The organism is Paenibacillus spongiae (assembly GCF_024734895.1).
GTDB lineage: Bacteria > Bacillota > Bacilli > Paenibacillales > Paenibacillaceae > Paenibacillus_Z > Paenibacillus_Z spongiae.
The window spans coordinates 3929296-3942362 of record NZ_CP091430.1 but is presented as its reverse complement, the minus strand read 5'-3'; the positions used below and the strand labels follow the sequence as shown (position 1 = coordinate 3942362).

At 47.7% G+C, this 13067-nt stretch carries 7 protein-coding genes; 2 read left to right on the top strand and 5 right to left on the bottom strand.

The window, feature by feature from the left end:
- Positions 1-91: 91 nt before the first annotated feature.
- Positions 92-3355, bottom strand: a complete 3264-nt coding sequence (locus tag L1F29_RS18030) for a sugar-binding protein (RefSeq protein WP_258383448.1) — start codon at positions 3353-3355, stop codon at positions 92-94.
- 944 nt (positions 3356-4299) lie between these two features.
- Between L1F29_RS18030 and L1F29_RS18025 the strand changes: the two genes are divergently transcribed.
- Positions 4300-5310 carry a phosphotransferase gene (locus tag L1F29_RS18025; protein ID WP_258383447.1) on the top strand — a complete coding sequence of 337 codons (1011 nt, stop codon included), beginning with the start codon at positions 4300-4302 and terminating at the stop codon, positions 5308-5310.
- Positions 5311-5628: 318 nt separating this feature from the next.
- Here the strand turns inward: L1F29_RS18025 and L1F29_RS18020 are convergent, their stop codons facing one another.
- Together L1F29_RS18020 and L1F29_RS18015 are read right to left on the bottom strand one after the other, a co-directional pair.
- Positions 5629-6225 carry a class I SAM-dependent methyltransferase gene (locus tag L1F29_RS18020; protein ID WP_258383446.1) on the bottom strand — a complete coding sequence of 199 codons (597 nt, stop codon included), beginning with the start codon at positions 6223-6225 and terminating at the stop codon, positions 5629-5631.
- Between the two features lie 2186 nt (positions 6226-8411).
- On the bottom strand, positions 8412-8870 hold the full coding sequence (locus L1F29_RS18015; RefSeq protein ID WP_258383445.1) for a cell wall hydrolase: 459 nt from the start codon (positions 8868-8870) through the stop codon (positions 8412-8414).
- A 321-nt stretch (positions 8871-9191) separates the two neighbouring features.
- On the opposite strand from L1F29_RS18015, the gene L1F29_RS18010 reads away from it, so the two are divergent.
- Positions 9192-10169, top strand: coding sequence for a Gfo/Idh/MocA family protein (locus tag L1F29_RS18010; RefSeq protein ID WP_258383444.1), 978 nt, complete (start codon positions 9192-9194; stop codon positions 10167-10169).
- A gap of 276 nt (positions 10170-10445) precedes the next feature.
- On the opposite strand, the gene L1F29_RS18005 is transcribed toward L1F29_RS18010, so the two are convergent.
- Positions 10446-10838, bottom strand: coding sequence for a VOC family protein (locus L1F29_RS18005; protein ID WP_258383443.1), 393 nt, complete (start codon positions 10836-10838; stop codon positions 10446-10448).
- Between the two features lie 260 nt (positions 10839-11098).
- Entirely contained in the window at positions 11099-12856 is a 1758-nt protein-coding gene (locus L1F29_RS18000) for a carboxypeptidase regulatory-like domain-containing protein (RefSeq protein ID WP_258383442.1), read from the bottom strand.
- Between the last annotated feature and the right edge of the window lie 211 nt (positions 12857-13067).

Here is a 13067-nt window from a genome sequence, read left to right as displayed (position 1 = left end):
CGCCAGAACGGGTGCGGAACATTCGCTTCGCAAAAAAAAGAAGGCTTCGCGAGAAGCCTTCTCCTAAAAACCGGTTTGCTATCGAAGCCTCTTATAGCGCTTCTATCAGTTCCACCACTTGATCGGCCAGCTCCAGCAGCTTCGCCTTCAGCTCCGGCGTGATCTGCGATTGCATGCCGTCCGCGTTCAAATTGCTGCGGAACCCGTTGAACTGTGCGGCGGCAGCGTTATTGTTGCTTTTGCCGAGCTGCTTGTTGGCTTGCTCCAACCGTTGGAGCAAATTCGACTTGAGCACCGAACCTACGTTGCCGGTTTCGATGAGCTCGCGAAGTTTGGCAATGCCTTCGGCCGGGGTCGCGATCGGTTTGGCGACGAACTTCATATCGCCCCAGTTCAGCTGGTTGTCGCCGTCCCCAAGCCACATAATCTGACCCCAGTTGCCCGGGCCGTCATTGTCGGTCGCCAGCAGCGTCATCCCGACCGTCTTGCCGTCGGCTGGCGAGAACGGCATGATCTGCAGGCTGCTCCACGGAATGGCCACTTCCATCGTGTAGCCGTCCGTCCGCACGGTGGATGCAATCGTCCCGTCCGTATACGGGAACTCCTGCACGCCGCCGTTATGGCCTTCGCGCATGAACATGTGCGGCTGGCCGTCCGGACCGCTCGGTGTTAAGAATACCGAGTAGTCGCCGTCGCGGAACGCGGTGCCGTTCTTGCCGCGGTCCAGATCGAGGAAGAGCAGCGTCGCGTCGGACAAATACATTTTCGATCCGGTTTCCGTAAATTGCTGAGCGTCGTCGGTCCGTTCCTCCAGCAGGTACAAGTTGTTGTCGTCCCATTTGATCCGGTACTTGGAGGTGATGTCCTGGGCGTCCGTCTCCGCTCCCCAGACCGTTCCGTGTTTAATCACGTCCTCGGACTCGGGGCTTACGATTATTTCCGCCGCATCATCCCACTCGCCGGCTACTGCAACGCCGTCAATAGCGATGGCAGCCTTCGCTTCCTGTGACTCGTAGGTGATCGGAGCCTTCACTTCCCACGGCTTCGCTTCTTTATAGAAGCGGAAGTACGTGTACGGGTCGACGACCTCGAACTTCAGCTCGGGATAATGCTCTTTCACGTAGTTGACGGCATCGACGACCATGCTTGGCTTGGTCAGGATGTTCCGGAACATGAAAAACTTTTGATTCTTCTTCAACTGCGCGGCGATCTGTTCGCCGTATACGGCGGCATCTCTTACTTCCTGTCCCAAATCCTGCACCCAAGCGAACGGCGTGCCGTTCACGACCGGCTGCTCGAATCCGCCGTTGTTGCCGACGCCGTTCGGCGAGAATCGACTGTACGATTCCTGGACGCGCAGCGGAACCGAACCGCTGTTGCCGCTGATCAGGAACCCGGTGATGTCGATGTCGAATTTATCGTACATCTCGGTGTTGTACTGCTCCCAGACATGCAAGAACTCCGGCAGCCCGTCGGGACGGTTCTCTTCGAGCAGCATGATCGGGTTCAAGTAGCCGGCTCCGTTATCGCCGGCTACGAAATAGTCGTTCGGCGACATCGTTTCGTAAAGGTAGTTGAACAATTGCGGAATCCGTTTGGACAGGCCCATAACCGGCGGCCATGCGAGCGGTAGCTCGCCGCGCTTCGGGTCGTTCCATAGCGCGGGCAGCGCCCCTGCCGTCCATGCGCCGGCATCGTAGTCGCCCATGTAGAAGGCGACATACTTCGTGGCAGGGTCGTACGTCTTGCCGTTGTTGCCTTTATCGTTCTTCTGCGTGAATGTCTCATTCAGCGGGACGTTCTTGAACGCCGACGCGTTGGACAAGCCGATCAGGCCATAAGCGTCCGCGTCTTTCTGCGCATTATATTTGGAGATGATGTCGGCGTACTTCCATTCCGCTTGCACCGGCTCCAGCCCCGCTTGCGAATCGGCATGCTTCGTATACTTGATCCACCACGGCACAAAGCCGCCGATCGTAAAGATCGTTTCGCCAGCTCTGGCGTTCTGGGACCGCAGCAGTTCGATCAGCGTATTGTAATCGGTGCCGAGCGGCTGGTTGCGGTCGTCGATCGGCTTCGTCGTCTCGTCCGGGCTCAAGTCGAAAAAGAACGCTTTGTTCGCGATAAAATAGTCGGCGTTCGGCAGGAATGAGTTGAACAGGTCGGGGTAGACGAATTGCTGCCCTTCCTGAGGAACGGGCACTTCGGCCGGAGGCACGGTCGACTGGCCTTCGGCCGTCACTTCAACGGTCCGCTGGATGCTGGCGCCGTACCACGTCACGCCGTCGCGCACCATGTCCGCGTCGAACTTGTAAACGCCCGGCGCATTCGGCGCAATGATCGTGAAGCGGAACGTCTTCTGTTGCCCGCTTGCGATTTGCTCGTTCGCGCTCATGAATACCCGCTGATTGGCCGGATCGTTCGAGAACCCGCCGTTCAGGTTGCCCCATTTGAACTGGTTCGTGCCAAGTGAGCCGAGCCGGTCATTGGCCGCCATCGTCCAAGTCGTCTTGCCGATGTTCTTGAATGTGACCGCCACTTCGATTTCCTGGCCGACTTTCAGCTTGGCCGGCATGGCGATCGATATGACTTGGGCGCTCAAATCTTTGGCCGATTGGTTGATCGACCAGGATACGCCATCCAGCCCGTAAGCCATCATCGTCGGGTTGGTCAGGCCGCTGTCCAAATAACGGACTTTTGCCCACAGGTAAGCGTCATTCTTGGCGCTGCCTGTCGAAGCGAGGTCCGTGTCCGGAATCGTCCCCTGTCCGGTAAATTTGCCGACCAGGTTGACCGCTACCGGCATTTGCCGTTTCACGACCAGCTCATCGTACGGGCTGCCCGGCGTTTCATCGAACCGTACCGGCAGCAAATTTTCGGCGCCAGTGGCCGTCGAAGCGACGTTGGCCGTCGCAGGAACGTTCTGATCCCATACGACCACACCATTGAATGCGCTTGCAAACTGGTCGAGCACGGCGGAGAACGATGCAGCCGTTACCAGCGTGCGCGCCGCCAAAGCGCCGCCCTCTTTGCGCAGCTCGTCCAGCCAGAAATGGTCGATATCCATACCCGCTTCTTTGGCGATCGAATTGGATTCGTAGAAATAATACAATTGCGTATTCGTACGGTTCACGACGCCCTGCAGCGCCGTAGCCAGCTTCAGATAGTCATAGCTTAACTTGGATGTTGGTTGGGCGGCGATGAACGTCTTTAAATCGAACACCGTCAATTCGCTGGTGTCGGGCTCGCCGGCAGCGGGCACCATAGCGCCGTTGGCCAGCGCGGGCGGCAGCGCGAGCGTCAATATCATCATAAGCAGCAAAGCGAGACGGGATCTTCCGAAAAATTTCCCCATTGTCAAAAGTCCTCCCTTAACGCGCGTATTCGTTCTGTTCGGCAACTTATCCTATCGAGCGTTCTTAATTGTACATCCCTGCTCAAAACCCGAAAGCTTGGGTGCCTCCTTTTCCAGAAATGTATTATTTGTATCAATTAATTCAATTCATATTATAAAAACGGATGAATGCGCTGTCAATTGGAGGTTATACCTTATTTTATAAAGAAATAGATCGAGTTTATGACATAAAATAATGAAAAATTCCGCATTATGACAATGTTTTCGGACGCATGCCGCAAGGTGTATGTACCGCTTTTGTCGAAAATGGGTCTTTGGAATGAATTTCGGAAGCGGGTGAGACAGCGAAATCGGGGGTTTTCGGCAACAGCCGATTTTTGGCCAGAACCGCCGGATCTTGAGGTATAATTAGTGACAATCAAGCCTCTGCTGCCGGGTGCCCATGATTGCAAAACAAAAACCCCCAAGTGAATCGCATGCCTCTTGCGGTTCACTTGGGGGTTTAGTGGGTGGTCTAATGAGGGATCTAAATCTTCTTCATGTTGATCTTCATCATCGAAAAAAGCATCTTAATTGAGGTCCAGTTAATATGACGCAATTTGATGGTTCATAGCGAGGCCCCTACGACACTATATCCTCATTGTCTTGCTTGCTCAGTTTCATAATCAGGAACGGAACTTAAATCAAAATTATGAACAGCGCGGACTTTTTTTTCTGAAGTAACTTGCTCATAATCCTTAGCTTATGATATATCCCTTCAAGCAATTTCACACGTTCACCACAAAAAACTTTCCGCCACTTATGATACGGTTCACCGCGCTGTCTGTAACGGCAAGTTTTTAATGGTTTCTTAGGCGCAAGGCCTTACACGCTCCCCCCTCCATGAATAACCTAGCAAATAGCACTATTCTCCACATTTTCTCTTGAAAGAAGCGATGTTGCCTATGGTAAATGCCTATACCAAAATCCGAATACGTAAAATTGTCCGCCGCTTCGGCCTAATTCCGTTGCGTTCAGACTCGATCGCGTCTCATTATCGAAAGAACGCCATCGTCCGAGTACGGACGGAAAGCGGAAACTTTGCGATGAAGCCCTTCTTCCGGAGTAATTTACTCCACTCAGGTACAATTGACCAAATAAAAACAACTGCAGACTATATACAGCATTTGATGAATAATGGCTTCAATTCCATGCCTAAATGGCTTGCGAGCAATTCCGGGAAATTGTGGACTTTAAATCAAGGAAGGCCCTTCTATGTAACCACATGGATAAATGGGAGAAGCATGGAAAATCAAGAGGATTTCGAAAAGCTCGGACGAGCTCTTGCCACCCTGCATACAACATCCAGTCATTCCTCCCCCATTAAAGGTCACTTTTTCAGTCATATTCGATTATGGCAGAGCAAAGATCGTCTCTTTCGCAGACGGATGACAAAAGTAAACCAAATGAATAATTGGACCCAAAGATGGTATAAAAGGTTCGGAGAAGCTTGTAACCAGTTTTCTGATCGGTCCTGGAGCGAATTAATGAGCCCGGGGATTGCAGACCTTTTGGTGAAGGAAACGATTCATCCCGCATTGATACACAGCGATATTACTTCACAGAATGTCATTATTGCCGATGACGGACAGCTTTTCATTATTGATTGGGATCGCATTAAGTTAGGATCGATCTATGTTGAAGTAGCAACAGCTCTCATGAACACGACTCGCTTTAATCCCGTCCTCATTCATTCGTTGTTAAACGGGTACGAAGAACTCCGCCCTTTAGACCGGACCGAACGTAAAACGATTTCTTCCTTGTATCGGTTACCTCGAGAAGCTTGGTTTGCCGCTCAGTTCCCTAAAAGCCCGAGAAGCCGCAACATGATAGATATTATTGAGCAAACATGGCCACTCCGATTAAAGGCAATGGATTTATTAGATGCATGGGCGGATCAGCAGGGAGAAGATTAGGTTTCTCTGTATCACTAGGACATCTGAGGTTCGAATCTGTTGCGCGGGTAGATATTACCGGTGAAATGGTACATCGGGTTGCTTCAAGAAGGCACTTAGGTTTTGTTGGCTGCGTTCTGCCGGGATTCCGGAAACCATTCGATGCCGTTTGCTAAGCGGCGACGGTTTACCGGAATCCGCTTTCCTCCCGATAAGAGGCTGGGGAATCGGATACGATCCCGAGCAACATCTGTTTGGCAAAGGAAACCGCCCTAGCCTCGTCCGCCGGTCCATACGCAAGAAGGCTGCAGCCCAAATGCGGTCGCACTGCGTCGACTTTCACTTTCTTTTCAAAACGACCAGGTTGCCCTTCATTCCTTCTTCACTATAAACTTTTCCGACCGTCATCTGGATCGGCAGCACCGGGCCGCGTTTAAAATACCGGCTGAAGTGCTGGTCCACTGATTGTTCGGTCACGAAGATAAAATGTCCTTCTTCTGCCTTGTCGCGACAGCCTCTGAGCAGCATCACCCCGCCCGGTTTGAGCACCCGCGCGACTTCCTCCGCAAATCGCCCCCGATTTTCTTCGGCGATACTGTGAAAACATCCGCGATCATTGACCATATCCACGCACAGGTTTTCCAACGGCAATTTCAAGGCATCGCCCTGACGCCAATCCACTTGAACCTCCGCCTTGTTTGCCCGTTCCCTTGCGATGTTCAATGCAGCGGCACTCAGATCGACGCCGATTACGCGATATCCCCGCTGGGCAAGAAAAATGGCTTCGCTGCCTGCGCCGCAGCCTACATCCAAAACGGCAATGTTAGGTGGAAGGTCCATAGAAGCCACGAACGCGACCAATTCTTGAGACGGGTACGGGAGATCCCAGTAGTTTCGAAAGTCTCCGCTGGTATACACTTCTTCCCAATCTCTCATCCTGTTAACCTCCATTCTTTTAATTTATTGTAATTATCGCTTGTCATGGGCGTCAAGGGAAAGAACCTTGAAAAGAAAGGCGATGCAATTGCTTAACTGCATCCGTATCGTTTATGTTAATACCGGTCCTTGCATAAGTAAGTTTTTCGCTCCCCACTTTGCCGCCTCCAGTTAGCATTTACTAAATATTGTAACTTATCTTCGATAATTATTATAATCTGCTCCTTAAGTATTTGAATACGGCAAATTAAGATCAAGCTGGATAAGCTATATCCAACCAGCCTGATTCATGGTTAAACTCCCCGTTACATCTATGAAAAAAGCAGATTGCCACTGCAACCTGCTCTATTCCACTATCGTCTCCCGTTCGTTCAATCATGATAGCAATCATGTTTCGGGCTGACATCATCAGTATTATAAGACTTTAACTATTATAGTTCCGTGAAGCTTACCTTCAACATAGGCATTAAGCTGCCATAGTCCATTTGTTTTTAAAACAATACTAGAGGGACTAGATGCCGCGTTGCACCCCAGTTAGTTCTCCCTAAATTAGATTCTCAAATTGTTTCTTCGACGCCATTTTCACTGATTGCAGACACTTTTAGTGTTTTTACCTACCAATTCTTCTTGTTCACCCCATAGGGGCCACATATACTTCTGTATCTTACCAGCATAGAACGGGTTATTGCACCCTCAGGAAAATGCGGTTTTTTTAACGGTAATGATTGCCCAAAGGAAATATAAATCCTTGACCTAAAAGGGTCAAGGATTTGTATTTTTTCAATGGTTTTTGGATTATTTGCCATTCTCTGCTTTTCCATGATTGTAGGGATGATCTTCATCTGGGGCAGTTTGGGTACGCGCATACCGAATGGAGCTGAACCTCATTCTTTTCATTTTGAAATTTGAAATATCATCAATATCGGGCAAGAGGCATATTTCCTCCGTAATATAGTGCCGTGTCAACTATGAATTTTCAGCATAGATTGTTGTTGAGCACAAACATCTTCACATAAAAACTAAAGGGGAGTTGGATATGAATGTCAAAAGAAATTAATTTAATCACAGCTAAAAGAGTGTCTTTGAAAACACAAAGTAGGACTAGATGTATATCTCCCGGGTTGGTAGGAAATATTGTTGTTGTTCGGACACTATTTAATACTTTTACGGGATGCTTAATAAGTGTTGGGGTAAATAATATTCGTTTACGGATATTTAGCGGGATTGATAGAAGATTTATAATCATCCGAATCCCAATCGGTATTATTTTGGATATTTTCCGTTTCCCTTGTCCATGATAAATCGAAAAATAGATCAAAACAAATCACCCCGTAGTCTATAGACTTACGGGGTGATTTTTGTTAAATGCTATCGTTCTTCGGCATCGTGATCACGAAGACTCCGGGTCAAACGCAGCCTCTCAAAAGAATACCGGTCTCCTGAAAAAGAACGGTGTTTCCTCAATCGCAAGCAAGTCGAAAAGCAAGAATGGAGTAATAGGATTGAAGAAAGGGGTGAACGCTTTTGTTCTTCATTTTTTTGAACCAGAATGGCACGTAGCCTTCGGAGTACATCCCCCTCACCTTTACCGCATCATCTGTAATTAACTCAATAGAGCCGTAATCAGCGAGAGAGCCATCGGACCAAGCTGTTCACATTGATTTCCCCATTGGATTAATATACTCGTCTTGCAGTATTCCCATATGGATGATATCACTCCAGCGACCATCCCCTGCCGCGCTATTCCCTCCTGCTGAACACTGCCAATCTGCTCGGCACCCAAATGCGCAGTGTCCAAAATCGGTTTTGTGCATATTTAGGATACATAGTAATTAATACATTTCTCTATTTATAGTGAAAAAAATCCGCGTTTATCGCGGATCCGGAATGCTATATGTTCTTGTCCTCTACAATAACCTCAGCTAGTTCGCCTACTACTTGTTGTTAATGAATAAATTTTGACGCTAACATATTCTAGTACGTTTTTCAAGTCAAAGCAAAATCTTGACGTACTGCACTGCTCAAGAAAACTTCCAACGGAAATCATCGATCAAATCGAGTATATATGTTTTTTTGTTTCCGTTTTCTAATCAGGCAAGTTTCCGGACCGTGTCCCTACTTCATAAGATGGAAGCACGTTATCGTACATGAGATGCAAAATCATGCCGGTCGCCGCATGGTCCAGGTTATGGCAGTGGTCCATCCACATGATTATATACATTTTCACATTCTTCCCCGGTCGGTTCATAAAAACAGTGCTTCTTCCATCGTCCTACGAGCGGCTGATTATACCAAGTTGGCGGACAAGGTCCGGGATTTTCGAACGTTCCTGGACGGAAATACCATAGGGTGAATTTGGCTGGCCAATTCCGCTCCCCATTCACAGCCCGCTTCGCCAGACGGCGTTCCCTCTCTCTTGCGTTTTGATAGTAGATACCATGTTGCAATGCTTCGAACGCATGAGGCTGGTTGATCATCTGGGGAATTGTCCGGATATTTTTAAAATCGGAGCAATTCGCTCTTATTCGGTTAATGCCAACATTTCCAACAAGGAGCATGCCCATTTCGCCTTCGGTCTCAGCTTCAGCTCGAAGCAACCTTGCCAACATATTAATATCCTGTTCCCTGGCTTTTACGACTGCCATTAGCTCACCTCTTTAGATTTCTAGACTCATCATATTGTAGTTTGGCAAAATAGAGAGCGATAATAAATAGCCATTCCACCACACCTTCTGCCCATTAGTTTAATCCCCTCGTAGTCTGGAATGAGACAATTTTCTTGTCCCATAAAACAAAAAATCCGCGATAAAGCGGAACAGGTACGCTATATGTTCTTGTCCTCTAACACCAAACGCGAAAATCTACCCTTTCATCCTAACTTCAAATCACTTTAAGTCAATCTTCACAAGGGCCGGTCTGTCAAGTAAAATGAGTAGTAAATCGTTGGAATTTCAGGAGGATGCCAGATGAACAAATTGCGATGGGGCATATTGGGAACCGGAAACATCATAGGGAAAGCGGGGCCGGCTCTGCATCAATCCGATAACGGCGAGTGGATCGGCATATCCGGCCGAATGGCCGAGAATAGCCGAAAGGCGGCCGATACGTATGGCGTGCCGAGAGCTTACGCGGGTTACCGGGAGCTTCTGGACGATCCCGATATCGATGCGGTCTACATTGCCCTGCTCCACCATTTGCATAAGGAGTGGGCGCTCGAAGCCGTCAAAGCTGGCAAGCACGTGCTGTTGGAGAAGCCGTTCGCATTGAACGCCTCCGAAGCAAAGGAAATCGTCGACCTGGCAAGATGCCGCGGCGTCCGCGTGGAGGAAGCGTTCGTATGGCGTACCCTGGAGGGCCATCATTATGCGAGGGAGGCGATCCGGAGCGGAACGATCGGCGATCCCGTCTTCTTTCACGGCCATTTCTCCTTTCAGGCCGCTGCGGGCAGCAGTCGGTTGAATGAAGCTTGGGGTGGAGGCGCGTTGTACGACTTAGGCTGCTATTTGGCGTCTTGGAGCCGCTTTCATTTTCAAGAGGAACCCGAATATGCCGACTCCCGGATGATTCGGGCGGGCGGTACGGGGGTCGACCTCCGGTTCGCGGGTACGCTGCTGTTCCCGGGCGGCGGAACGGCGCACATGACTGCCTCCCTCGATATGCCCTACGGCTGTGGGTATGCGATCAAGGGTACGAATGGCGAACTGGAAGTCAAGCAGTTCTCGAATGCGCAAACGATTACGCTGCAGGTGACGTTGAACGGAGAGACGAAGAATTTTGTTACGGAACGCGTTGCCCCGTTCCGCCTGCAAGCAGAGCGGTTCGCACGGTACGCCCTCGCCGGAGATACCGAAACGGATGCCGGCGAGTCCATTATGGCGCAAGCGCATGTTATGGATGCTTTGTTCGAATCGGACAGGACGAAGGCCAGAATCAAGCTCGGATGAGCTGCGGCTTCGGCATTTTTATCCTTACGAACGACTTGAACGCATTGCCTTTACATGTTGTACGCTTATATCCTGAATGATTTTTTTATATTCATCCAGAAGTACATCTGCACTATCACGCTTTGTAAAAAGCACGCTTCGATTTACAGCCACATTCATGGCATCGTTGATATCCTGTCCGGCTGCTCAATGGACCGTCATATCGATTCTATACGGGTAGGATCTGCACTTTAATAAAAAAGGCTGCCGGTTTCGGCAGCCTTTTTTATGTTCTGATCAGCTATTTTTATTTCCCGAACCGAAACCTATAACGTATCCATCCAAGTCTCGAACAGAGAAGTCTTTCCAAGAACCCCAGTCTTGTTCGATTACTTTTGGTTCCGAGACAATAATTGCTCCATTTGTTTTAAGTTCAAGATATAAAGCATCAAGTTCGTTATGAGTTTTTACATAAGCATAAGTATTCCAAGTTCCTTTATTCGGTCTAATATCTTCAATGTCTTTTGCTTGAATTAATTTAAAGCCTAAACCGAAATTATCCCGAATTGCCCAGTGTTCGTTGACTTCGCATCCCAATGCATCTTCATAATATTTCATTGATTTTTCTAAATCTGAAACTAACAACACAGTAAGGGAATTTTCAACTTTCGCTTTGACTATATCCGCCACTACTTAACCACTCCCAACATGGAAAATAAGCCCATACAAAATATAGCGAATATACGTTCGAATGTAAAGACTAATTTCATCGAGAATTATTGAATAAATCTGCCCATTAGCGTAATCCTTCACTCTACTCGTTCACTCAAAAAGCGATAGCAAAAAAAGTATAACTCCGCAAATTAGAGTAATAATTACCGACAACAACCACAAATACAAAGTAATCTTCTTCAACCTAGTTCCAAACCGTGGCTTAGCGGTGAGCTGCTTTAACGATTGTGTTTTACAGTGACGGTTGCAGTGCCTTTCGCAACATTGCCAGCCTTATCTATAGCGGTATAAGTTATCGTATACACACGATCGCCGCCCTTTCCCGATCTTTCCGCGCGAAGGTCAAAGCTTGTATCGTATGTGCCAAACGCAGCATTTTGTATATCCTTGTCGGATCCTTTCTCATTACTTGAAATCGATGTTAATGTGATGGAGTCTAATCCAGACAGGGTATCCATTGTTTCAATTGTTGCTTCTATGCTGACCATTTTGTGGTTAGGTGGAAACAACACGCTCTTATTAAGCGTAATCTTTAAAATTGGAAGTGTCTTATCGATATTCACTTCTATTGACTTCGGCTGTTCCGTGTTTCCTGCACCGTCAGCGCTTCGATAATGAAGAACATTTTCCCCTTCCTTAGAAATCGTGATCTTACCGTTATACACCATCCATGTATTTCCGTTATCGAGACTGTATTCCGTATTTACCACATTAGACAGGTTATCGGTTGCCGTCAGCGTAACAAGGACATCATGATTATACCAACCGTTTTCGTTTGGATTTTCCGATACATTCGCATTGGTAATTGGCGAGGTTTTGTCTAGGTTAATTTTGATCGAGCCCGTGCCTGTTGCTCCTGAGGAATCCGTCGCCTTCCCCTCAATGACTTGATCTATTCCTTCGGTAGAAACCAGCACTGGAGAATCGACTGATAGAATGCCATCGTCGTCGGCAGCTTGAAAGGAAACCGTTACATCTTTATTGTACCAGCCGTTATGGTCAGGCATTCGGTCCGCGCTGGCCTTGACAACAGGTGGATTATTCTTGGTGAGCGTAATCGGCAAGTAGGCGCTCCCTCCATTAATCTCAATCACTTGTTCCACTGGGCGGAATCCTGGAGCTGTTATTTTTAACGTATAGGTACCGCCTTTAATAACGTCACTATAAAAAACGTTTTGAGATTTGTAAATGGACGTATTAGCCCCGACCAATTCAACGACAGCATCATGAATGATGTTATCGTTCTCGTCCGCTACATATCCCCAAATAGTCCCGTTTAATTTCACGCCTTCAGGAATTGGAACGTAAGGATCGTAATTATTATGCTCCAAGGTTTTGTTATCCCCTACATACAGTTCAACACGTCGCTCGTACATTCCGTCGTAAATGATTCTAAAGTAATTCTCGCCTATATAGGAATCAAAAATGCCAGGTATGATGGTAAAAGAATACTTGCCTTCTTCATCCGTTAATGTAGGTGCTACTACGTTGATCATCCGACCGCCAGGCCCTAAATGCACGCCTATAGCTAATGGGTAATTAACTACAGGTGTTTCGTAAGTATCTCCGTAGGTAATCTTCCCTGTGACGGTTGCTCTTTGCGCGGGGAACTGATAATCAAACGTTTCAGACTTCAGTGTGTTTACCACGAGGTACCCATTTGCGGATATTAGCGTAAAAACAACATCACCTAAATACCGTGTATAACTAGGAATGTCGTATACGCCGTCAGCGTTCGTTATAGCAGATGCGACAATTTGGAAGCCGATTCCTCCATCTAACGTATATGTTCCGACTTGAATGGATGCGCCATTAACGGGGTTACCGTTCTCATCCGTTATTGTTCCATGTAAAGATCTAATCACTTCATTGCTACCTTCTGCACTCGTGACACCAACATTTGTCGTTACACTAAAAATCAAAAAAAACATAAGTATTGCTATGATTTTTTCACTCGATCGTGCCGTTTCTTTCATTTCGTTACCTCCCCGCTTTCATCAATAATTCTTTATTAAGAACATAAGTGTTCTTAATAAAGAATACCATTTTTCGTTTTGTTTTGTAAGTCTTTAAACAACTCCAGTACACCTAATGCTAATTTCATATTAGACCCACATCCCACGACGGTTACAATTAGATAAGAATCATAAGAAATAAGTTTTTTATGCGATTATGGGACTACTGTGC

What these genes read in the sequence shown, in the direction of transcription:
- L1F29_RS18020 (WP_258383446.1), bottom strand. Translation starts at nt 6,225, where the DNA reads ATGAGAGATTGGGAAGAAGTGTATACCAGCGGAGACTTTCGAAACTAC.
- L1F29_RS18015 (WP_258383445.1), bottom strand. Translation starts at nt 8,870, where the DNA reads ATGGCAGTCGTAAAAGCCAGGGAACAGGATATTAATATGTTGGCAAGG.
- L1F29_RS18010 (WP_258383444.1), top strand. Translation starts at nt 9,192, where the DNA reads ATGAACAAATTGCGATGGGGCATATTGGGAACCGGAAACATCATAGGG.
- L1F29_RS18030 (WP_258383448.1), bottom strand. Translation starts at nt 3,355, where the DNA reads ATGGGGAAATTTTTCGGAAGATCCCGTCTCGCTTTGCTGCTTATGATG.
- L1F29_RS18000 (WP_258383442.1), bottom strand. Translation starts at nt 12,856, where the DNA reads ATGAAAGAAACGGCACGATCGAGTGAAAAAATCATAGCAATACTTATG.
- L1F29_RS18025 (WP_258383447.1), top strand. Translation starts at nt 4,300, where the DNA reads ATGGTAAATGCCTATACCAAAATCCGAATACGTAAAATTGTCCGCCGC.